This window comes from Ignavibacteria bacterium (assembly GCA_036262055.1).
Taxonomy (GTDB): Bacteria; Bacteroidota; Ignavibacteria; order Tepidaquicellales; family Tepidaquicellaceae; genus DATAJP01.
Genome location: DATAJP010000002.1, coordinates 479,778 through 502,332, shown reverse-complemented (window position 1 = coordinate 502,332; position 22,555 = coordinate 479,778). Strand labels below are relative to the sequence as shown.

At 38.0% G+C, this 22,555-nt stretch carries 26 protein-coding genes; 13 read left to right on the top strand and 13 right to left on the bottom strand.

Features of this window, described 5'->3' with window-relative positions; all coding sequences use genetic code 11:
- Position 1 precedes the first annotated feature (1 nt).
- The 4 genes from VHP32_04060 to VHP32_04045 are packed head-to-tail and all read left to right on the top strand — an operon-like array spanning position 2 to position 1,566.
- Positions 2–421, top strand: a complete 420-nt coding sequence (locus VHP32_04060; protein ID HEX2787056.1) for a RidA family protein — start codon at positions 2–4, stop codon at positions 419–421.
- A 33-nt stretch (positions 422–454) separates the two neighbouring features.
- Complete coding sequence (locus VHP32_04055) at positions 455–985, top strand: DUF308 domain-containing protein (protein ID HEX2787055.1); 531 nt, start codon at positions 455–457, stop codon at positions 983–985.
- 52 nt (positions 986–1,037) lie between these two features.
- Entirely contained in the window at positions 1,038–1,259 is a 222-nt protein-coding gene (locus VHP32_04050) for a DUF308 domain-containing protein (GenBank protein HEX2787054.1), read from the top strand.
- A 40-nt stretch (positions 1,260–1,299) separates the two neighbouring features.
- Complete coding sequence (locus tag VHP32_04045; GenBank protein ID HEX2787053.1) at positions 1,300–1,566, top strand: DUF2007 domain-containing protein; 267 nt, start codon at positions 1,300–1,302, stop codon at positions 1,564–1,566.
- A gap of 64 nt (positions 1,567–1,630) precedes the next feature.
- Here the strand turns inward: VHP32_04045 and VHP32_04040 are convergent, their stop codons facing one another.
- The 10 genes from VHP32_04040 to sufB all read right to left on the bottom strand — a co-directional run bounded on the left by VHP32_04040 (position 1,631) and on the right by sufB (position 12,343).
- Complete coding sequence (locus tag VHP32_04040) at positions 1,631–2,209, bottom strand: disulfide bond formation protein B (GenBank protein ID HEX2787052.1); 579 nt, start codon at positions 2,207–2,209, stop codon at positions 1,631–1,633.
- Positions 2,210–2,440: 231 nt separating this feature from the next.
- Positions 2,441–3,526, bottom strand: coding sequence for a 2Fe-2S iron-sulfur cluster-binding protein (locus tag VHP32_04035; protein HEX2787051.1), 1,086 nt, complete (start codon positions 3,524–3,526; stop codon positions 2,441–2,443).
- A 40-nt stretch (positions 3,527–3,566) separates the two neighbouring features.
- Positions 3,567–3,863 carry an iron-sulfur cluster assembly protein gene (locus VHP32_04030; GenBank protein ID HEX2787050.1) on the bottom strand — a complete coding sequence of 99 codons (297 nt, stop codon included), beginning with the start codon at positions 3,861–3,863 and terminating at the stop codon, positions 3,567–3,569.
- 339 nt (positions 3,864–4,202) lie between these two features.
- Positions 4,203–4,646: a SufE family protein gene (locus VHP32_04025; GenBank protein HEX2787049.1), complete on the bottom strand. Its 444-nt coding sequence runs from the start codon at positions 4,644–4,646 to the stop codon at positions 4,203–4,205.
- A 203-nt stretch (positions 4,647–4,849) separates the two neighbouring features.
- Positions 4,850–6,097 (bottom strand): cysteine desulfurase, encoded by a 1,248-nt coding sequence (locus VHP32_04020; GenBank protein ID HEX2787048.1) that lies wholly within the window; start codon positions 6,095–6,097, stop codon positions 4,850–4,852.
- Positions 6,098–6,174: 77 nt separating this feature from the next.
- A complete protein-coding gene (gene sufD / locus VHP32_04015; protein ID HEX2787047.1) occupies positions 6,175–7,500 on the bottom strand; it encodes a Fe-S cluster assembly protein SufD in 1,326 nt (441 codons plus the stop codon).
- Positions 7,501–7,506: 6 nt separating this feature from the next.
- A complete protein-coding gene (gene sufC, locus VHP32_04010) occupies positions 7,507–8,265 on the bottom strand; it encodes a Fe-S cluster assembly ATPase SufC (protein HEX2787046.1) in 759 nt (252 codons plus the stop codon).
- Between the two features lie 18 nt (positions 8,266–8,283).
- A complete protein-coding gene (locus VHP32_04005; GenBank protein ID HEX2787045.1) occupies positions 8,284–9,558 on the bottom strand; it encodes a YCF48-related protein in 1,275 nt (424 codons plus the stop codon).
- Between the two features lie 60 nt (positions 9,559–9,618).
- Entirely contained in the window at positions 9,619–10,776 is a 1,158-nt protein-coding gene (locus VHP32_04000; protein ID HEX2787044.1) for a T9SS type A sorting domain-containing protein, read from the bottom strand.
- A gap of 121 nt (positions 10,777–10,897) precedes the next feature.
- Positions 10,898–12,343 carry a Fe-S cluster assembly protein SufB gene (sufB, locus tag VHP32_03995; GenBank protein ID HEX2787043.1) on the bottom strand — a complete coding sequence of 482 codons (1,446 nt, stop codon included), beginning with the start codon at positions 12,341–12,343 and terminating at the stop codon, positions 10,898–10,900.
- A gap of 218 nt (positions 12,344–12,561) precedes the next feature.
- Here sufB and VHP32_03990 point away from each other — a divergent pair, with 218 nt between their 5' ends.
- The 3 genes from VHP32_03990 to VHP32_03980 all read left to right on the top strand — a co-directional run bounded on the left by VHP32_03990 (position 12,562) and on the right by VHP32_03980 (position 13,960).
- On the top strand, positions 12,562–12,954 hold the full coding sequence (locus VHP32_03990) for a cupin domain-containing protein (GenBank protein ID HEX2787042.1): 393 nt from the start codon (positions 12,562–12,564) through the stop codon (positions 12,952–12,954).
- 132 nt (positions 12,955–13,086) lie between these two features.
- Positions 13,087–13,521: a DUF4870 domain-containing protein gene (locus tag VHP32_03985; GenBank protein HEX2787041.1), complete on the top strand. Its 435-nt coding sequence runs from the start codon at positions 13,087–13,089 to the stop codon at positions 13,519–13,521.
- On the top strand, positions 13,484–13,960 hold the full coding sequence (locus VHP32_03980) for a DUF4870 domain-containing protein (protein ID HEX2787040.1): 477 nt from the start codon (positions 13,484–13,486) through the stop codon (positions 13,958–13,960). The genes VHP32_03985 and VHP32_03980 overlap by 38 nt, the downstream gene beginning before the upstream one ends.
- Before the next feature lie 116 nt (positions 13,961–14,076).
- Here VHP32_03980 and VHP32_03975 read toward each other — a convergent pair whose 3' ends face one another.
- Positions 14,077–14,835 (bottom strand): hypothetical protein, encoded by a 759-nt coding sequence (locus VHP32_03975; protein HEX2787039.1) that lies wholly within the window; start codon positions 14,833–14,835, stop codon positions 14,077–14,079.
- 142 nt (positions 14,836–14,977) lie between these two features.
- Between VHP32_03975 and VHP32_03970 the strand changes: the two genes are divergently transcribed.
- The 4 genes from VHP32_03970 (at position 14,978) to VHP32_03955 (ending at position 19,175) form a co-directional block, all read left to right on the top strand.
- Positions 14,978–15,430 (top strand): GNAT family N-acetyltransferase, encoded by a 453-nt coding sequence (locus tag VHP32_03970; protein HEX2787038.1) that lies wholly within the window; start codon positions 14,978–14,980, stop codon positions 15,428–15,430.
- A 71-nt stretch (positions 15,431–15,501) separates the two neighbouring features.
- The gene (locus tag VHP32_03965; GenBank protein HEX2787037.1) at positions 15,502–17,493 is read left to right on the top strand and encodes a cation:proton antiporter; all 1,992 of its coding nucleotides are present in this window, start codon (positions 15,502–15,504) and stop codon (positions 17,491–17,493) included.
- 92 nt (positions 17,494–17,585) lie between these two features.
- A complete protein-coding gene (locus tag VHP32_03960; GenBank protein HEX2787036.1) occupies positions 17,586–17,936 on the top strand; it encodes an MmcQ/YjbR family DNA-binding protein in 351 nt (116 codons plus the stop codon).
- 12 nt (positions 17,937–17,948) lie between these two features.
- A complete protein-coding gene (locus VHP32_03955; GenBank protein ID HEX2787035.1) occupies positions 17,949–19,175 on the top strand; it encodes a serine hydrolase domain-containing protein in 1,227 nt (408 codons plus the stop codon).
- An 85-nt stretch (positions 19,176–19,260) separates the two neighbouring features.
- On the opposite strand, the gene VHP32_03950 is transcribed toward VHP32_03955, so the two are convergent.
- Entirely contained in the window at positions 19,261–20,487 is a 1,227-nt protein-coding gene (locus VHP32_03950; GenBank protein HEX2787034.1) for an MFS transporter, read from the bottom strand.
- Between the two features lie 75 nt (positions 20,488–20,562).
- On the opposite strand from VHP32_03950, the gene VHP32_03945 reads away from it, so the two are divergent.
- Both VHP32_03945 and VHP32_03940 read left to right on the top strand, forming a co-directional pair.
- A complete protein-coding gene (locus tag VHP32_03945) occupies positions 20,563–21,084 on the top strand; it encodes a DUF6036 family nucleotidyltransferase (protein ID HEX2787033.1) in 522 nt (173 codons plus the stop codon).
- The gene (locus tag VHP32_03940) at positions 21,062–21,238 is read left to right on the top strand and encodes a hypothetical protein (protein HEX2787032.1); all 177 of its coding nucleotides are present in this window, start codon (positions 21,062–21,064) and stop codon (positions 21,236–21,238) included. The genes VHP32_03945 and VHP32_03940 overlap by 23 nt, the downstream gene beginning before the upstream one ends.
- On the opposite strand, the gene VHP32_03935 is transcribed toward VHP32_03940, so the two are convergent.
- Positions 21,225–22,481 carry an MFS transporter gene (locus VHP32_03935; protein HEX2787031.1) on the bottom strand — a complete coding sequence of 419 codons (1,257 nt, stop codon included), beginning with the start codon at positions 22,479–22,481 and terminating at the stop codon, positions 21,225–21,227. The two genes, VHP32_03940 and VHP32_03935, sit on opposite strands and share 14 nt — an antisense overlap.
- Positions 22,482–22,555 lie beyond the last annotated feature (74 nt).

Below are 22,555 nucleotides of genomic sequence, written 5' to 3'. Positions count from 1 at the left end.
TATGGCAGAAAAAGAATTATTAAATTCATCACGGGCACCGGAGGCGGTGGGGCTTTACCCTCATGCGAGAAGAGTGGGCAATTTGCTTTTTCTTTCGGGAGTTGGTCCGAGAGAAAAAGGGAAGAAAGAAATTCCCGGAGTAACACTCACGGAAGCGGGAGAGATTTTGGATTATGATATTGAAACACAGTGTCACTCGGTTTTTAAGAATGTGAGATACATTCTTGAAGACAGCGGGTCAAGCTGGGACAACATTATTGATGTAATTGTTTTTCTAACTAATATGAAAAAAGATTTTCCTATCTTTAACAAGCTGTATGCTGAGTACTTCAAGGACAATCAGCCGTGCAGAACCACAATAGAGATAAATGCTCTACCGACACCCATAGCAATTGAGTTAAAAGTAATTGCAACAATATAGTTTTTATAATTTTTAATAATTAACAAAACAATAATGTCAAAACACATTCAAAGTTATTCTCCTCTGTTTATGTTGAGAGGATTTCTCATTGTAATTCTCGGTTTGATTGCAATATTCACTCCACAATTTGTGATTAACTCATTGATGGTTTTTCTCAGTTGTGTGCTTCTTCTTGTCGGGGTAAGTATGATTGTTATGGGACTTCGCGGCGGTTTCGAAGATAATTTTCTGAAAGTTCTCGAAGGCGCGGTGTATATGGTTTTCGGTTTGTTGATTTTATTAAACACACAGGCATCTGCAGATGTAATTGTAACTTTGCTTGCAGCATTGTTTGTTGTCGGCGGGTTGGTTCAGATATTCGCGTCGATATTAATAAGACAGGTTATTCAAAATGAATTTCTCGGAATATTAAACGGTATCATTACAATTTTGCTTGGAATATTAATCTGGGCTGACTTTACAATGGGAAGCTTCGGAATAGTCCGCTTGATTGGTTTATTTCTATTAATTATGGGAATAATTTCCATCTGGCAATCAATGAAAATCAGGACATATAAATATTAATAACCCCCTCATTTAGAAAGAGGAGTACAAAACCAAAACAAAGGAGAAAACTTTGGAAGAGTTACAAAAACACTGGTGGGCAATTGCCCTTAGAGGTTTCATTGCAATAATATTCGGTCTGCTTGCATTCATAACTCCGAGGATGATGCTTGTATCACTTGTGCTCGTATTCGGATGTTACGCGCTGATATCGGGCGTGTTTATTTTCTTCGGTGCGTTTGCAGTTAAGGATACAAACGGGAGAATGTTCAGAATATTGGTGTTGTATCTATAGCAATGGCATTTAAAATTAAAAATCATACATTACAAACAGCATGACAACAGAGCAAGATAAACTTGACCATCAAAACGCAGTAACAGTTTTTTCATCCGGAAATGAAGCGGTTATTTCTGTGGTTAAATCTATTTTAGATGAAGCAAATATAAAATACCTGATAAAGGGAGAAGATGTTGAAAATTTATTCGGACTGGGAGTTATAGGAACAGGATTTAATCCCGTAACGGGTCCCGTTGAATTTCAGGTTATGCCGGAAAACGTCAAGTATGCAAAAGAATTATTGAAAGATGTAAAAGACGAGTAGTTAAGTTATAAAATAAGAATGGAAGTCATTCCCGCGAAAGCGGGAATCCCATTCTTATAATAACTCAATACATATAGTTTACGGGATTATCGGGGCAAGGTCCTAATCCGCACTCAAGAAATGAAGTTACCACATTAGCTGCCGCTAAAATAAACACCACATAAAAAGCAAACATAGCAAAACCTTCGAGCTTGCTGCCTGAAGGTTCTGTTGATTTATCAGTTAAGCTATCTGATGAAGTTTCAAATTGCTTTCCGAATAATATCACCACAGCGATTATGAATATTGTTATCATAAAAAATATGAATGCCCATGTATAAAGATGCATCCCGAGTATCGGTGTACCGTAACCTGTCGGCTGTCCGGGGACAGGAACTATGTGCAGTAAAATTTGTCTCATTGAAACCGAAGCACCGAAGAGAGCACCGATGATAGACATTCCATAATGCGCGGGTCTGATTCCAAACTTCAGATTCATCGCAAATCCGGTCATTACCATAAGCATTCCGACTCTTTGCAGTAAGCATAACGGGCAGGGAAGTTCATTTAAAACGAACTGGACTGTATATGCACCGATAATTACCAAGCCGAGCCCGAGTATTCCAATTATATTAATTGTTTTTGCAACCGGATGCATGTTCATTTTATCAGAATTATCAGAGATTAATATTTATTGCATCTGTTATGTGATAGCGGAATATTAAGGAAGAAAAAACGATATTTATTATAAAGGTGATGATTGCAGCTTTGCGCATACCTTTATAAATGAAGAAGATGTTTATCGTGAGAATGAGAAAAGGTAAAGATGCCATGTTGGTTTAAGAATGGGATTCTTCGCTTCGCTCAGAATGACACTTGTATAGTATTATATAAGTTACATATATTCCACTTGAACATCATCGGTCAGGGGGTGTGACTGACAGGTGAGTATGTATCCCTCCTCGATTTCAGCATCTGAAAGCCCTTCGCGTTCATCCATTTTTACTTTGCCGGATAAAAGCTTTGCGCGGCAGGTTGTGCAAATGCCGCTGCGGCATGAGTAAGGCGGGTCAAGTCCCGCGTCAATTGCCGCCTGCAGTATGGTTTTCAGCGGGTCAACGGTTATAATTTCATCTTCACGGTCGAGAATTACTCTGACTTTTCTCGGGACAAGCTCCTCTTCAACAATTTCCATTATATCAGGTATGGGAGGAGTAAAATATTCGGTATGAATTTTCTCGTTAGGAATTTTCCATAGCAGCAATTCGCTTTTAACTAAATCCATCATAGGCATGGGACCGCAGATGAAAGTTTCAAGGTTCTGTGGTTTTTCAGGAGGATGTTCATATCCAGTATCGTTGAAAGAATTTTTTATGATACGGGCTAAGTCATGAACATTGATAAAACCTTTTAATCCTTTCCAGTTGCTGTCGTAAGCATGCAAAGTATAGCAAACAATTAATCTTTCGGGATTATCTTTTGCGTATTCATCGAGCTCTTTTTTGAACATGATGTTTTCCTCGTTCTCACTGCCATAATATAAAATAACTTTGCTGTCGGGTTCGCATGCAAGAATGGATTTCAAAATTGCAAACAAAGGTGTGATACCGCTTCCTCCAGCAATGAGTAAATAAGTTTTTTTGTTACCGGCTGAAAGCTCGGGAGTAAAACTTCCGTTGGGGGGAAGCGTTTCTATTCTGTCGCCTTCATTCAGAACGTTTACGAGATAATTTGAAACAACGCCGTTGTTGGTAACTTTGCAGGCAAATGAAAGCGGTTCATCAGTATGCGGACTGCTGCAAATTGAATATTCTCGGCGGTATTCCTTGCCGTTGAGGATTACTCTGAAGGCAAGATACTGACCGGGTTTGTATTCAAAGAATTTTTTTAATGTATCGGGAATTTCAAACGTAAACGATGCGGAATCTTTTGTGAGAAAAGTTTTTTTGGCGATTTTTAATGAGAAGTATTTAACAGACATAGCAAGCAATTTTTATGTCTTCAGAAGTTTTCGACTTCGATTATAAAAATCCAAGCTCAAGCTTAGCTTCTTCGGACATTTTATTCATATCCCACGGAGGTTCAAACGTTATGTGAACTTTTGCATCGTGAACCATCGGATGATTTTTCAGTTTTTCCTCGACTTCACCAGGCAGTGTTCCCGCAACGGGGCATGACGGCGAAGTCAAAGTCATAATCACAAGCACATCATTGTTCTCCGCGATTTTAACATCATAAATTAACCCTAAATCATAAATATTAACAGGTATTTCGGGGTCAAAACACATTTTTAAAACTTTGATGACTTCTTCCTTCACGACTTCGGGCGGATAGTTGTGCTGAGGTTTTTCGTTATCTTCCTCGATAGATTTTTTAACCTCTTCCGCCAAAGTAGTTTTCGGCTGTTCGGATTTGGTTTCAGTTTTATTTTCAGGAGCATCTTTTTTTGTTATGTCGTCTTTTTTCATTTCGTTTCCTGTTTCTTCAACGTCTGAAGAATCAACAACAACTCTTTCAACTTTTCCGTCTTTTTTTATTATGTTATAGCTTGGCATATTAATATTAATTAAAAATCTTGTTTAATGCTATAGGCATTCGCCTATCGAGACAGACAGGGGGCACCCTTTGGGTCATGTCTGTCCTACTATTAGTTTGGTTTAATTCTTGTTTAAAAAACTTTTTGCATAATTTTTCATGTAGCTTATCATTGACACGAGTCCGTTTGAGCGGGTCGGTGATAAATGCTCGCGCATTCCGATTTTATCGATGAATGCCATATCAGAATTTACAACGTCTTCGGGTTTTTGTCCCGATAAAACTTTTATGAGCAGGGCAATTAATCCTTTTGTAATGATTGCATCGCTGTCGGCAAAATAATATACTCTTCCATCTTTGAATTCGGGACGGAGCCATACTTGTGACTGACAACCGGTGACTTTGTATTCATCGATTTTATATTTCGGGTCAATCAAAGGAAGATTTTTTCCGAGGTCGATGATGTATTCGTATTTGTCAGTCCAATTATCGAACGTAGAAAAGTCTTCGATTAACTCGTTTTCGATTTCCTGAATTGATTTATTATTTATTGCGGTTTCGTTCATAAACTTTTTAAAACTAAACACAAAATCACTAAAACACAAAACAAAAATTAATTTTCGTGGTTTGATATTTTTGTGTTAAAAAATAATTATATACTGTATCACTGATTTTTAAACCAAACACAAAAACACAAAATTTTTAAATTTATTGTAATTCTTTGTTTCGTGCTTTTGTGGCTTTGTGTTCACAATTTTTTTATGTTAAGTTATGAAAGCATTTTTTTTACTTTGTATATCCCCTCAATCATTTTATCTATTTCTTCTTTTGTATTATACAATCCGAACGAAGCGCGTATAGTTCCCGGAATGCCAAAACGCTGCATAAGCGGTTCTGTGCAGTGCATTCCCGTGCGGACGGCAATGCCCATCTGGTCGAGAAGCGAGCCGCAGTCATAAGGATGAAAATCTTTTATCAAAAATGAAATTATGCTTGCTTTATTTTTTGCCGTGCCGATTATCCTTATGTCACCGATTTCATTTAACTTATTTGTGCCATATTCGAGCAGTTCGTCTTCGTATTCTTTGATATTGCTTTTTCTTATGTCAAATAAATAATCGATTGTTGTTCCCATTGCGATTGTGTCTGCGATGTTGGGAGTGCCTGCTTCAAACTTGAACGGCAAATCGTTATAAACTGTTTTTGCGAATGAAACGGACTTAATCATTTCACCGCCGCCCTGATAAGGAGGCATTGCTTCAAGCAAGTCTTCTTTGCCGTACAAAATTCCTGCGCCTGTTGGTCCGTAAAATTTATGCGAGGACACTGCATAAAAGTCAGCGTCTAAATCCTGAACGTCGATTGTAAGATGCGGTCCTGCCTGCGCGCCGTCGATTACTACGATTGCACCGTACTTGTGCGCCGTTGCAATCATTTCTTTTATGGGGTTAATCGTGCCGAGTGAGTTTGATATATGAGCAACGGAAACAATTTTTGTTTTGTCCGTGAACATCGATTCGTATTCATCGAGCATGATTTCTCCGCTGTCGGAAATGGGAATGATTTTTAAGACCGCTCCGGTTTTTTCGCAAATCATCTGCCACGGAACGATGTTTGAGTGATGCTCGAGAGTCGAAATCATAACTTCATCTCCGGGCTTCAGAACCATTCCGCCGTAAGATGCGGCAACGAGGTTTATTCCGTCGGTTGTTCCTTTTGTGAAGATGACCTGACGAGTATTTTCTGCGTTTAAAAATGCGCGCGCCTTCTCGCGTGTTTCTTCGAATGCGCGTGTTGCCTTCTCGCTGAGGCAATGCACACCGCGATGAACGTTGCTGTTCATTTCGGTGTAGTACTCGGTTAATTTATTTATTACTTGTTTTGGCTTTTGAGTTGTGGCAGCGTTGTCGAAGTAAACGAGCGGATGGTTATTAACTTTTTGAGAGAGGATCGGGAAATCCTCTCTTACTTTCATTACGTTGTATGGTGATAATATTTTTTCTTTAACATCAATCATATTGGTATTGTAGTCGAACCTTTTAAGGTTCGTACGAAAGCTAAAGCTTTCGGCTACATTTTTAACTCAATTTATACTTAAATCTCTTTTCTGAGCTTTCTCATCAGATTTTTGTGAAGATATTCTCTAAGTGAATCATCCTGAACGGTATCGATTACATCGGTTGCAAATGCGTGCATCAATAAAATTTTTGCTTCGGCTTTTGAAATTCCGCGTGAGCGCATATAGAACATTGCAATTTCATCGAGCTGTCCTGTTGTTGCCCCGTGCGAACATTTTACATCGTCTGCATAAATTTCAAGCTGTGGCTTTGCGTTTATCTGTGCAGAGTCGGAAAGTAAAATATTTTTATTCGACTGATATGCGTTTGTTTTTTGTGCATCTTTGCGAACCATAATTTTTCCGTTGAATACTGCAACGGATTTATCATCCATCAATCCTTTATAAAGCTCGTTGCTGTAACAATTCGGAACTGCGTGGTCGGCAAGAGTATGGTTATCTGCAAACTGTTTTCCCTGCAAAGTATAAAGACCATTGAAGTGGCACTCGCAGTATTCACCTGCAAGAACAGAGTTAAGGGTATTCCTTATTAAAGAACCGCCCCATGTAACAACTGTGCTGTTATATTTGCTGCGGGTATCCTGCTGAACCTGTGTAAGCCCGATGTGGAATGCTTCGTCGCCATCGTTCTGAATTTTGTAATGCTCTATTGAAGCGTTCGACTTCAAGACGATTTCCAAAACTGAGTTTGTGAAAAACGGATTGCTTCCGATTGTGTTATACTCTTCGATTACGTTAATGCTTGCGCCGTCTTCGAGAACGATTAAATTTCTCGGCTGTGCAATCAAGCTTTCTTCACGCGCATCGGCGATGTTAAGAATCAAAACATGCTCGTTAACGGTGACGTTCTCGGGAACATAAATGAACACGCCGTCATTTGCGAAAGCGGTATTGAGAGCGGTTAAGCTGTTGCGGTAATAATCGGCATACTTTGCAAAATATTTTAAGATAAGCTCGTTGTGAGTTTTTCTTGCATCTGCAAAGCTCCCGATGAAAACGCCTTCCTGATTGGTTTCAATTTTTGAAAACTTGGAAGAATAATGTCCGTTTATTAAAACGATTATGTTGCCTTCAAATCCCGGGAAAATAAATTTTGCAACTTCTTCATAAGAAAGATTAATTTTCTCATGAATGAGGTATTGCCTGAATTTATTTTTAAGAATCGGGTTGAGGTTGGTATATTTCCACTCTTCGGATTTTTTTCCGGGGAAACCGAACTCCTCGAATACGGAAATTGCATCCTGCCTTATTTGGTGAAGCGGACTCTTCGACTCGCCGTTGAGCGAGCTTTCCATTAGCTTGAAATCCGATATGAGTTTATATTTTAAATCCTGATTTTCCATCTGTGCTTATGCGTTAACTTTTTCTTCTTCTTTAACCCAGTCGTAGCCCTGTTCTTCGAGGTGAAGCGCAAGCTCTTTACCGCCTGACTTTACGATTCTGCCGTCATACATAACGTGCACAAAATCAGGAACGATGAAGTTTAATAATCTTTGATAGTGAGTGATTACAAGAAAAGCATTCTTGTCGCTTCTTAATTTGTTCACGCCTTCGGCAACGGTTTTGAGAGCGTCGATATCAAGACCTGAATCTGTTTCATCGAGAATAGAAAACTTAGGGTCGAGCATTGCAAGCTGGAAAATTTCGTTTCGCTTTTTCTCACCGCCTGAAAATCCATCGTTGACGTATCTGCTTAAGAACTGCGGGTCAAGTCCGACAAGCGAAGCTTTTTGCTTCAAGAGCTTTAAAAACTCTGAAGCAGAATACGGCTCTTCGCCTTTTGATTTTCTGATTTCGTTAACGGCAACTTTCATGAAGTTGGTCGTCGAGACTCCAGGAATTTCAACGGGATACTGGAATGCAAGGAACACACCTTCGCGCGCGCGTTCTTCGGGTTCGAGCTCGAGTAGGTTTTTTCCTTCGAAGATTACTTCTCCGCCGGTTACTTCGTATCCCTCGCGTCCTGCAAGAACGGAAGCAAGCGTGCTTTTTCCTGAACCGTTTGGTCCCATGATTGCGTGCACTTCGCCTGCGTTTATCTGAAGATTAATTCCTTTAAGAATCTCTTTATCTTCAACTTTAGCTTTAAGATTTTTTATTGTTATCATTTTGTATTAAGTATAAACTTATTTTATTAAAACTGTCTTTTTTGTATCTATTAAATTGTTGTTTATGAACAAACTGTAATAATATATTCCGCTTGAAAAACTTTCCGCGTTCCATTCCGTTTCATAACTTCCGACGTTCATATTTTCGTTCACTAAAATCGCCATCTCTTTTCCTAAGCTGTTATATACGACTATCTTTATTTTACTGCTCAATGCAACATCAAACTTTATTTTTGTAATCGGATTGAACGGGTTCGGATAATTTTGTGATAAAGTGTGTTTATCAGGAACACTATTATTTAAATTTATTATGGGTGTTAACCCGCCGTTAGTCGTTTTAAATAATTTTCCTCCGCTTCTTGCACCTGCAAAAATTGTCAAGCTATCCGCAAAACAAACCGATTGAAACTTGGCTACATTGGAAAAACTTTCATTCCAGTTCAATCCGCCGGTTGTTGTTTTATAAATATAACCTAATCCGCCGGTGTTGTCCACAAATCCAACAATAAATCCTGTTGTTGCGTTTATAAAATCTATATCAAGGGATGAAATAAAAGTGGAAGTAACCTGAATGGTTAACCAATTTTGCCCTTTATCATATGTTATCATTATATTTCTATTTGCTGCCGCAAAACCGGTATCATTATTTACGAACTTTATAAAGCAAGGATGTATCGTTGTATTGTTGTGTGCCATATACCAATTATAACCACCGTTAGTAGTTCTCAAAATTCTTCCGTAAGTTTGGGGCTTAACTATGTATTCTCCTGTTATTATTCCGGTATTTTGATTAAAAAATTTAACGCCATAGACAGGATATAAATTAATATTATTACTTAACGAAACCCAATTTTGCCCGCCATCGAAAGTTTTTAACAAAATACTGGTATAACCCACCCCATATCCAATAAACGAGTCAAGCATATTATAAGTATTTGCGGAAAACATTGCGTTATACTCTAACCAGTTTACGCCTCCATTTGTAGTCTTGATTGTTTTATTAGCCACATAAATAAATCCAGTAGTTTGATTAATAAATTCCATATCATTGAAATATGTCCCGCTATAATTCAAAGTCCAGTTAATGCCTTTGTTAGTTGTTCTAAGCACGCTATATGCAGGATAATTTTCGTCAAGAAGATAACCTGTGCTACTATTAACAAAAATTATTTCTCTGATTCTTCCGGTTGCTCCACAATTCACTTCAAACCAGTTTTGTGCATATATATCATTACAGTATGTCAAAGAACTAATAAAAATAAAAACTATTAAAATATATTTTTGCAAGTTCATAAAAGATTCTCCTCCCATTAGTAAGAAATCTTTTCAATAAGAACTAAACAATATAAAGATTTATTTTATTAAAACTGTTTTCTTTGTATCGATTAAATTATTGTTTATGAACAAACTGTAATAATATATTCCGCTTGAAAAGCTTTCCGCATTCCATTCTGTTTCATAACTTCCTGCATTCATGTTTTCATTGACCAAAACCGTCATCTCTTTTCCCAGAGTATTATAAACAACTAATTTTATTTTACTGTTCGAAGCAACATCAAACTTTATTCTTGTTGTAGGATTGAACGGATTGGGATAGTTCTGTGATAAAGTATGTTTATCAGGAACAGCAGTATTTATTGTTGATATAAAAGTTGTTCCGCCTGTGGTGGTTTTTAACAGGTATGATCCACCGGCAAATCCTGTTAGTTCATTTATGAAATTAATAGAATTTATTGCATTACTAGCGCCTGTATTATAAGATAAATTCCAAATATTGCCACCATCAGAGGAAATATAAATTTTATATTTAATGCCATAATATGGAGGACTGACAAGATAGTAGTGATAGCCACATAGAAAAATATGATTGTTTATAATGTCAATTGAATTTATAACAGGAATAGAATCTGAAACAAAAATGGTTTTCCATGTTTCTCCCTGATTACTGGATTTACATAATCGATTTACATCCAGTAAATATAAAATATCATTATCTAAATACATTTTTTTTGCATTAGTGGAAAATTGAATTGCTTGCCAATTTAGACCACCATTAGTTGTTTTATAAATATGGCGTGTAAGTGGAAGATATTTTTCACCTAATGCAATGCCCTCAGATGAGTCAAAAAATAATAAATCAGTAACTAAATGCAAGTTTAAATCTGAGCCAAGCTCTATCCAATTTTGTCCTCCATTAGTTGTTTTATATATTTTGCCATAGTTAGAATTAATTCGACCTAAATAAGAACCAAATCCCGTACTTGAATCCAGCATATAATGATTATACATACTATCGGGCAAATTATATTCAAACCAATTCTGTCCGCCATTATTTGTTTTAAAAACTTTTGTTCTATTAAAAACAAACCCCAAGTTGTCATCAAAAAATTTAATTCTCTCAATACCTTGACTTCCACAATCAAGAATGGTTGACCAATTAATGCCCAAATTTGTAGTCTTTTTTAATTTGCTACCACTAGATATATATCCTGTATTAATGCTTGTAAACATTATTTCACTTACACCGAAACTTGAATTTATTACTTGCCAAGGTTGAGAATATGATGTATTAAACATCATTAACAATAATACCGTGTATATTATTTTTCTCATAGTGCAAAAATTAATTTTTTTACCCAACACTTCCTTCTAATGAAATTGCGAGGAGCTTTTGGGCTTCTACTGCAAATTCCATCGGGAGCTGGTTTAAAACTTCTTTTGCATATCCGTTGACGATTAACGCAACCGCATCTTCTTCGGAGATTCCTCTTTGCTGGCAATAGAACATAATGTCTTCACCGATTTTTGAAGTTGTTGCTTCGTGCTCAACTATTGCGCTCGGATTATCAATTTCAAAATACGGGAACGTATGCGCTCCGCATCTGTCAGTCATTAAAAGTGAATCGCACTGCGAAAAATTTCTTGCGTTGTCTGCGCGTTTTGCAACAGAGACAAGTCCGCGGTAACTGTTGTTGCTTTCTCCTGCGGAGATACCTTTTGATACGATACGGCTTTTTGTGTTCTTGCCGATGTGCTGCATTTTCGTTCCTGTATCTGCCTGCTGTTTGTTGTTTGTAACTGCAACGGAATAAAACTCACCGATTGAGTTATCGCCTTTTAAAATCACGCTCGGGTATTTCCATGTAATCGAAGAACCTGTTTCAACCTGCGTCCATGAAATTTTTGAATTGTTGCCCGCGCAGATTCCGCGTTTGGTAACGAAGTTATAGATACCGCCTTTGCCGTTTTTGTCGCCGGGATACCAGTTCTGAACGGTCGAGTATTTTATCTCTGCATTGTCATGCGCAATCAATTCAACGACTGCGGCGTGCAGCTGGTTTTCATCGCGCATAGGCGCGGTGCATCCTTCGAGATAGCTTACGTAGCTTCCTTCATCTGCGATGATAAGAGTTCTTTCGAACTGTCCCGTATTCTGCGCGTTGATTCTGAAGTAAGTCGAAAGCTCCATAGGGCATCGAACGCCTTTTGGAATGTAGACGAATGAACCATCGGAGAAAACCGCCGAGTTCAATGATGCAAAAAAGTTATCGGTATAAGGTACGACTGAGCCGAGATATTTTTTCACGAGCTCAGGGTGTTCCTGAATTGCTTCGCTGATAGGTGAAAAAATTATTCCAAGCTCTTTAAGCTTTTCTTTGTATGTTGTTACAACTGAAACGCTATCCATAACGGCATCGACTGCAACTCCTGCGAGCATCATCTGCTCTTCGAGAGGAATACCGAGACGGTCATAAGTTTTTTTGATTGCCGGGTCAAGCTCATCAAGACTTTTCAGTTTCTTGAAATCTTTTGGCGCGGCGTAGTAATATATATCCTGATAATCGATTGGCGGATAGTGAACGTTCTGCCAGTTTGGTTCGGTCATAGTGAGCCAGTAGCGGTAAGCTTTCAGGCGCCACTCAAGCATAAATTCGGGCTCGTTCTTTTTTTGTGAAATGAACTTTACGATGTCCTCGTTCAGTCCTTTCGGGGCACGTTCTTCTTCGACTTCCGTGATGAATCCGTATTTGTAGTCGGTTCCGGTAAGTTCTTCTAAAATTTGATTTTGATCGCTCATGTTTAAAATTATTCAGAAATTCTGTAAATACAGTAGTTTAGTTTCTATAAATTATAACTTTGAAAGGCAGTATTTAATTCCTGAAACAAGACTAAATTAGTCGTATTTTGCGAAAAATAAAAGGCGGAAATTAGGTCTTTTATGAAGCACAAAGTTGGCTGATAATTGAATTATGTAAGATTATATTGAATAAAATAATAAAAAATTCAGAATAAGATATGAATGAAACAAAAGATTACGGCAAGTATAATATAAATCTTGATGTGAAGTATAATCATCTTGAGCTGGTTGACGTTCCGCATGTTGTAAAGGGGAATAAAGAGAAGTGGTTTAACCAGACTTTGACGCAGGTGAATGACAGTGTCGTGAGAATCGGGATAATAGAGGGTGAGTTTCACTGGCATAAGCACGATGATGAAGATGAATTCTTTTTTGTGCTGGAAGGAAAGTTGTTTATTGATGTGAAAGAATATGGAAAAGAAAAAACTATAGAGCTTGACCCGATGCAGGGAACTACAATTACAAAGGGTGTTTTGCATAAGCCGCGTGCTCCGAAGAAAACGGTGATGCTGATGTTTGAGACCGGCACGATTAAGCCGACAGGAAGTTAACAATAATTAATTACCGAAAGCTTCAGCTTTCGTTTAAACGAACCCTGAAGGGTTCGGCTACCTGAATAATTTTAATTAGTAATTTGCTTGTAAAAGCATATTGTTTTAAATAATTTTAATAAACAAAAAATTATGGAACAACAACAGGAAACAAATTTAACTTCGGATGAAAAACTTCTTTCAATGCTTTGTCATTTATCGCTTTTTTTTGGAGGATTGGTAATTCCCATTGTAATATATTTCATTCAAAAAGGGAAAAGTAAATTCGTCGCATTCAACGCGCTTGAGACAATTTACTTTCACATATTTTATATTGTTGTTGTTTTTGTAGCGGCATTTGTAATAACAATAGTCGTAAGTATCGGGGCAATGGCTTCGACAACTTCACGAAACGATATGTCGCCTCTTGCCATAATTTTAATTGCCGCAGCAGCGCTTTTTATTTTTGCTATCGTTATTTATTTTATAATACTTGCAATCATTGCCTCTATAAAATCATATCAGGGGATAATTAAAAAATATCCGATAGTTGGCAATATGGCTTACAGACAGGTTTATGGAAATTAAACAATACATAGAGTCAAATCCGCAAGCGACAACCTCTGATGAAAGATTGTTTTCTTTGCTTAGCCACCTTTCGTTTTTCTTTGGAGGGCTATTTGTATCTTTGATTATATACTTCACTCAAAAAGATAAAAGTAAATTTGTTGCATTTAATTCTTTAGAAGCTATCTTTTTTCAGTTGAGTTACCTAATAATTGTGCTTCCGTGTTCGTTTTTATTTGGAATATGCTTAGGAATAATAGATGCAGCGAAAGGTTCAGCCGGCAGAGATTTATCAGGCATTATGATAATTATTTTCTGGGTGCTTTTGTTTATTGTTTTTGCAGCACTTATGTTTTTCGGAATATATTCGGTGTTCGTTGCAATTAAAGCATACAAAGGAGAAATTAAAAAATACCCGATAATTGGAAACATAGCATACAGAAAAGTGTATGGAAGATAGACGATATTGAAACGAAACAGAATTTAACCGAATTCCAGACTTTTGAGAGAAGGACAAATTTAAAACACAAAAGGGGCGAAAGCCCCTTTATGTTTTGTAATTATAATGTATATAATCTACGGTTTTTGTATTCTGAACTTATCCCATTGTTCTTCAGCATAAGGCAGAAAACTTTCCGGTGCCGTTTTGAATGCTGCATCGGGAGTTGCACCGCCCCCTTCAGATTGTTTTTTCCCGTCAATCTCGAATTCTATTCTGGTTGTTCCGCGAATTGCGTATTTTGTGTTTCCTTCGTGCATCATAAGCTTAAGCGCATCAGGACTTACATCTCCTTTGCAGGACATTCTGTATAAAAAAGTATTTTCAGCTTTGCCGTCACTGTTCAAATCCGTAACGCTCAAAGAGTTTGGAATATATTCAAGCTTCATATCAAGCGGGCATTCTTTTATGAAATCATTTATGTCCCACAGAAGAGTTGCTTTATCACCGTCGATGAGATAGCAATACCCAAAAAGTTCTTTTGAAAGCAGACGCTCATCACCCTTATTCGTCGTTTGTTCGTCCGTTTCGGTAATTATAAGCAAGTTCTCGCCGTTCTTATCAAGCCATCTTGAACCCGCCATAATATTTCCTTTGTATTTAACCGATGCCGGAATATTTTTTTTATCAAATTCGAGAGGAATAAGTTCATCAGCTTTTTGATTCAAAGTTTGGGAAGCAGACTCTCCGGTTGAGCCGGTTTGTGTTTGCGTATTAGAGTTTGTCTGTTGTTGTGATTGCGGTTGATTATTTGTTGATGAAGATGAATCTTTTTTATTGCATGAAAATAATAAAAAAGAAAATAGAACTACCAAGGAAAGGGTTATAGTTTTCATATATTTATTTTCTGAAATATTATAAAAAGATTATTTTTAAGATAGGGAATTGGGAAGCTATGAAAAGTATAAAAGAATAAGTTTATTGAAGATGAGCTATGTAATGCTGATATTGTTGCATCATTATCGAATCCCGTAAATTATGATTATTCTGACCGCAGAATTAAAACATCTTGATATTCTTTCAAAGCTGTTCGATGAATACCGCGTGTTTTATGAGCGCGAAAGCGATATCGAAGCCGCAAAAAATTTCATGAAACACCGTCTTGAAAATAAAGACTCGGTTATATTTATTGCGCTCGATGGAAACGGCAACGGAATGGGATTTACACAGTTATATCCTTCTTTTACTTCCGTGGGAATGCAGAGAATGTGGATTTTGAATGACCTCTTTGTAAACGAAAATTACCGCAAACAAAAAGTCGCAGAGTCGCTTCTTAACAAAGCTGAACAGCATGCAAAAGAAACCGGGGCTTTCGGGATGCTTCTTGAAACACGCAACACAAACATACCCGCACAGAATTTATATGATAAGCTTGGTTGGTATAGGGATACCGAGCATACGTGGTTTTTCAAGCCCGCTGATGAAATGTAATTAATTCTTATTTACATTCATACCTGTTTTTTTCATTATTAATTACTCATTATTAATTACAAATTGCATTCGTGCATATACCCATACTTACCGACATATTAATAATTCTTACTCTTTCGGTTTTGGTGACTCTGCTTTTTAACAAGCTGAAGCTGCCGACTGTTCTGGGGCTTTTAATAACCGGAATAATCTGCGGACCTCATCTGCTTAGTCTTGTTACGCAGGTTTCACAGGTTGAAATCCTTGCTGAGATTGGGGTAATACTTTTGCTTTTTACAATCGGTCTTGAGTTTTCAATTAAGGATTTACTGCGAATAAAAAAATATGTTTTTATCGGCGGATCGATTCAGATTGTTCTCACGGTTTTACTCAGCGCGGTGATTTGTTATTTTTTAAATTTCTCGCTGAAAGAGGACATCTTCATAGGATTTCTTGTTTCGCTTTCGAGCACTGCAATTGTTCTGAAGCTTTTGCAGGACAGCAAAGAAGTGAACAGTCCGCAGGGAAAAGTTGCGCTCGGCATTTTAATTTTTCAGGACATTGCCGTAGTTCCCATGATGCTTTTTATTCCGATTCTTTCGGGTAGCAGTGATAATGTTCTGACTGATATCGGCATATTGATTCTAAAAGGAATCATAATCATTGCGGGAGTTTACATTGCTACGCATTATGTTATGCCGAAGCTTCTTTATCAGATTACGAAGACGAAAAGCAAAGAATTGTTTATTCTCAGCATTATCGTGATATGTTTTGCAGTGGGCTGGGCGACTTCATCACTTGGTCTTTCGTTGTCACTGGGAGCTTTCATTGCGGGTTTGATAATTGCGGAATCGGAATACAGCCATGAGGCAGTCGGGAATATAATTCCGTTTAAAGCAATTTTTGAGAGCTTCTTTTTTGTATCAATCGGAATGCTTTTAAATATATTTTTTGTATGGGAGCATATCATAGTAGTTGTTACAATAACTCTTATTGTAATGAGCCTGAAATTTTTCACTGGGTGGTTTTCGGCTTTGTCGCTGAAAGTTTCGGTGAGAACGATGGTATTGGTCGGATTGCTTTTGTGCCAGGTCGGTGAGTTTTCATTCATACTTGCAAAGCTCGGTTTCGATTCGCAGTTGATTTCGGGAGATGCGTATCAATATTTTCTTGCAGTTACTATTGTAACGATGGCGGTTACACCGCTTGTTTTCAGATCAGGTCATAAGATTACACAAAGAGTTTTGAACACGCATTTTTCAATGCGATTCGGGGAGTATCTTGCGAAGAAGCATTTCTTAGACCCTGCAGTTCAGAAAATAAGAGATTATAAGAATCACATCATAGTAATCGGATATGGATTGAACGGCAGAAACGTTGTCAAAGCTGCAAAATATGCGCTTCTGCCGTATGTGATAATCGACACAAACCCTGATGTTGTGAAAGAAGAATTGAAAAACGGCGAGCCGATTATTTTTGGTGATGCTTTGAATGAAAATATTTTAGAAATGGCAGGGGTCAACAAAGCAAAGGTAGTTGTGATTGCAATATCGGATTCAATTGGAACGAGGAGAACTGTCTCGACCATTCAGCACATAAACCCGGATGCTTATACCATAGTAAGAACAAAATATGTTCAGGACATAAATACACTGATGAGGCTCGGAGCAAATGAAGTTGTCTCGGAAGAGTTTGAAACTTCGATTGAGATTTTTACGAGGGTGCTTTACAGATACAGGATTCCGAGAAACGACATTGAGCAGTTAGTGAATCTGATAAGGTCATCGGGATATGAAATGCTGAGAGCATTATCGACGGAAGAAAAACCGGAGATGGATATTACTTCGGCTTTGCAGAATGTGGAAATTGCAAACTTCAAGGTTACGGAGATGTGCCCGCTTGCATATAAGACGATTGCCGATTCGGACATGCGAAACAAGTATGGAGTTACCTTGCTTGGAGTAGCGAAGAAAGACCACGTTGTGAACGTTCCTGACGGTCATACTGTGCTTGAGCCGGAGGACGTGATTTATGTTCTTGGCGAGCCGGATAAGATTATAGGGTTTAAGCAGTTGTTTTGTTGAGAGTGGAGGAATGAACACACCCCGTCGCCGATTTCATCGGCGCCACCCCTCTCTAGAGGGGAATTAAATAAAATCGTGAATGAAATGTAATTATGAAATTTGAGGAGCTGAGAAAATATTTACTTTCAAAGAAGGGAGCTGAGGAGACGTTTCCTTTTGGTGAGGATACTTTTGTTTATAAAGTAGGAAATAAAATTTTTGCCATAACATCTTTTGATTTGCCTTTGAGCATAAATCTGAAGTGTGACCCTGAAAGAGCAATTGAATTACGGGAGCAGTATGAAGAAGTTCAGCCGGGTTATCACATGAACAAAAAACACTGGAACACGGTTTTGCTCGAAGGGAGAATACCGCTGAAAGAAATTAAAGAAATGATTGACCATTCGTATGAGCTTATCATAAAGTCATTACCAAAAAATAAACAAAAATATTTTTTAAAATAAATAATAATTGTTATGAAAAAATTTTTCATCATCAAAGGATTTTTGTTTTTATTAATCATCTCCAATTTACATGCTCAGGATATTCCGGTAAGCGGGACAGGTAATGCAGGATTGAAAGCAATAGAGGATAAAATGCTTGAGTTTATGAAAAAGTGGAACGTTCCCGGCGGACAGCTTGCGTTTTCAAAAGGCGGCGAGATAGTTTATTCAAAGGGATTGGGTTACGGTGATAAAGAAAATAAAGTGCCTGCAACGCCGAATAATATTTTCCGCATTGCGAGCTCATCGAAACCGTTCACTGCGATGGCGATTTTGAAGCTGGTTCAGGATGGAAAGCTGAAGCTTGATGATAAGGCATTTAAAATTCTTGAAGATTTGGTTTTATCAACACCGATAAAAGTTGCTGACCCGAGAATTTGGGACATTACGGTTGCGAATTTGCTTGAACACAGTGCAGGATATACATGGGAGCATGGCGACCCGCAATCGAAGTATGCGCGCATTGCGCCTGATGCTTTGGGCAAGCCGAGACCTGCAGTCCCTGAAGACATTGTGAGGTATATGTTGGGACAGCCGCTTGATTTTCCTCCGGGTGAGAAAAAAGTTTATTCGAATTTCGGATATAATGTTCTTGCGCGAATCATCGAAAAAGTTTCGGGGCTTACTTATGAACAATATGTTCAGCAGAATGTTTTAGCACCGGCGGGAATAAATGATATGGTTCTTGCGAAGACACGTTTTGTGGAGCGGCAGCCGAATGAAGTGGTTTATTATGCAGATGACAGATACAACGGAGTGTGGTCAGTGCTTGATGCGGAGGAGCTTCCGATTAACATGCCTTACGGTGGTGATTTTCAGCTTGAGCTTACGGACGGACATGGCGGATGGGTTTCCTCTGCTGAGGACATGGTGAAGTTTGTGAATTACATTGACCCGACAACGCCGGGTCAGCATTTGCTGAATGCCGATATGTTAAAGGTAATGCAGACTCAATCAACTTTCCCGGTTGCACCTGATGCAAAACAGATTCAAGGTAAAGGATGGAATATCAGTTTAGACGGATTGAACTGGCAGCACTCGGGAGCGTTTTTTGGAACGAGTTCTTTTGTGATGAGAGACGGAACGAACGGAGTTAACTGGGCGGTAGTGTTTAATTATTTGCCTATGGAACAGCTAAATGATTTTTTTGCGGAGCTGTATGGGATTTATATAGATAATATTAAGGATGTGAAGTGGTGAGAAGGGGTTTTAAAACATTTATGTTAATAATACTGGGATTCCCGCCTTCGCGGGAATGACTTCTTTAATAAATAGTTTAATAAGATTAAATTATTTCAACATAGCCTAAATCTTTTCCGAAGGTTTCTTCGAGACGTGATGTTGCGATGAACGCGATTATGATTGTGGTTAGTCCGACGATTAATGCGCTGTAAACTATTCCTGTTATGGGATTTAAGAATTGAAATGAAAGTGTGCTGAGGATTACCGAGCCGCGAATGAAATTCGGAACTGATGTTGTGACTGTTGCGCGCATGTTTGTTCCGAACTGTTCGGAAGCATTTGAAAGCATAATGACCCAGTAGCCGCATGCGAAGCCGATAAGCCCGCAGTAAACATACATACCTGTTGTTCCGAACTTGTTAAAGAATAAAAATACAAAAAGCATTACGGTAACACCGCTGACAAAAATGTGAATAACTTTTTTGCGCGACTTTAAAATCTGGCTTATCCATCCGCTTAAAAAATCTCCCGCAGAAATTCCGATGTATGCAAACATTATTGAAAGACCTGCTTTGACCGGTGTGGTGAATCCGAATGCTTTGCCGAACTCAGGTGAGAAAGTTACGAGAACCCCGACCGCAAACCACAAAGGCAATCCGAGAAGTATGCAGTTTAAAAATTTAAAAAACATTTTTTTGTTTGTGAACAATTTCAGGAATGCGCCTTTGGGAATGTTAGTGTGTTTTATGGAAGTGTACATGCCGGATTCATAAACCCCGACGCGCAGTAGCAGAATTAAGAATCCCATTCCGCCGCCGATGAAATATGCATTGCGCCAATCGGTTAAGTCGCCGACAAGTGCAGCAACGACAGCACCGAGCACGCCGACACCTGCGACAATCATGTTTCCGTAACCGCGTTTTTCCTTCGACATGGTTTCGCTGACGAGAGTGATTCCCGCGCCAAGCTCGCCTGCAAGCCCGATGCCTGCCAAAAATCTTATGATTGCATATTGAGGTATGTCGGTAACGAAGCCGTTGATAACATTCATAACGGAATACAAAATAATTGAACCAAAAAGAATCGATACGCGTCCTTTTTTGTCGCCGAGTATTCCCCAGAGTATTCCGCCGACAAGCATTCCGCCCATCTGCATGTTGAGAAGCATAATGCCTGTTGAGGTGACCTCAGCATCTGTTAAGCCGAGCGCTTTAAGAGATGCAACACGCACGATGCCAAACAAAACGAGGTCATATATATCAACAAAATATCCAAGTGCGGAGACCAGAACAATGGTCGCGACTTTCTTTTTGGAATTTCCGTCCTGCATTAAAGGGTAATTAATTCTAAAATAGGGTATTTAATTTATATAAAATTTTTTCTTGTTTATATATATATTTTATTGATGAAAGAGAAAAACCTGTTTACGCTTTTAGAAGAGCTTGCAAAAAGCAATGTGAAATTTGTTGTATGCGGAGGAATAGCATGTGTTTTGCATGGTGTTAACAGAGTTACTTTGGATATAGATATTCTTGCTGATATGGATGAGGTAAATTTAAAAAAGATAATAGATATTGCTCATTCTTACGGATTGAAGCCAAGAATTCCCGAACCTGTTGAGAATTTTTTAGATGAAAGCAAAAGAAATAAATGGGTTGAAGAAAAGAATGCTTTAGTTTATACATTTTTTTCAGATGATGGAAAAATACAGCTTGATGTATTTTTAAAATATCCTATTAATTATAAAGATGCATTTAAAAAAGCAGATAAAATAGAATATAGAAATTTAGATTTGTATGTAACCTCTATAGAAGATTTGTTGTTTGCTAAAAAGAATGTTTTACCACCCAGACATAAAGATTTACAAGATATAGAAGAGTTAGAAAAAATTTATAAGAGTCGTTATGGAAAAGAAAAAAAAGATTGATCCTTTATTTGACGGGCATCAGGAAATTAATATATCAGAATTAAACATCGAAGAAAAATTCGAATACATTCTTCTTCACATAGAGCTAATCTACAATCTTCGCCAGGGAAAACTAATCGAAAATAAAAATTTAAAAGAGATTAAAACTCGGTAGAAATTACTTCTTCTTTTTCCTCTCCAGGTTTAACAACAACAGCACTCGTTTCTTCTTGTGCAGGTTTTATTTTATGAATCATAAAAATTGCAATTAAAGTAAATGCCATTGCAATATATCCGACATAAGGATAATTTAAAAGCTCACCTGTTGGACTTTCAACCACTATAAATCCTGCGACAAGTGAAGCAATGCCTGAAGCTATCTGCATAAATGCGGAGTTTATGCTCATGAACCCGCCCCGGTAACGGTTGCTGACAACTGATGTAATATATGCAGTAGCAGGGACAAATCTTCCGCTGAAGCAGATGAAAACAAGTGTTGTGAAAATAAGAGCGATTGGGATAGAAACCGGCGGCAAATTTGTAACAAAGAAAATAGGTATTAAAGAAAGGAAAGCCATAACCATGAATACTTTTGGTTTACCGTATTTATCGGACAGCTTGCCAATTCTTGGTGAAGTCAAAATTGTTGCAGCTCCGCCAATAAAATAAATCAACGTAAGTTCTCTGTCTGAAAACCCGATATTCGCTGACATATAGGGACTGATGAACGGCACAATCGTGAACTGTCCGAGCACAAGCATCATTATAAAAACCAAAGCCATCCGCAGATTTGAATTTTTCAGAATATAAACAAGCGTATCGTATGGTTTTGTTTTATCGGTTTTATGGACAAGGTGCGCTTTGACCTCAGGCACGTATTTCATTATCATAAAATAAATCGGGGTGCCGATTGCAACGAGAAAGAAAAACGGCGCGTGCCAGTTCCAGAAGCTTGCAATAAATAATCCGAACGGTACACCAAGCACCGAAGCAAGAGAAAATGAAGTTGATACATAACCCATTGCTGTGCCTCTTCTTCTTTCTTCGATGACATCGCCGATAATGGAAAACACGAGCGCCATCAGAAGTCCGCCGAATAATCCCGTTAAAATTCTTGAAAGCACCAGAACTGTATAAGTTGGCGAGAGTGCACAGGCAAGAGTTCCGAGAAGAAAACCGAGATACATATTCATCAGAGCTTTCTTTCTGTCGAAATTATCAATCCAGAATACTCCTATAAAGCTTGAAAGCCCTGCGGCGAAAGTATAAGCAGAAACGAGGAACCCGAACTCCTGCGGGTTGATTTGAAAAATCCGCATAAGCTGCGGACCCAGCGGCATCATAATCATAAAATCCATTATTGCAGTGAATTGCACCGACGCGAGAACAAATATTAATATTTTTTCTTTTTTATCCAAGTATGTTTATATAACAAAAAAAGATTCCTGCAAATAATTGACAGGAATCTTGTATATTTGTATTCATAAGACTT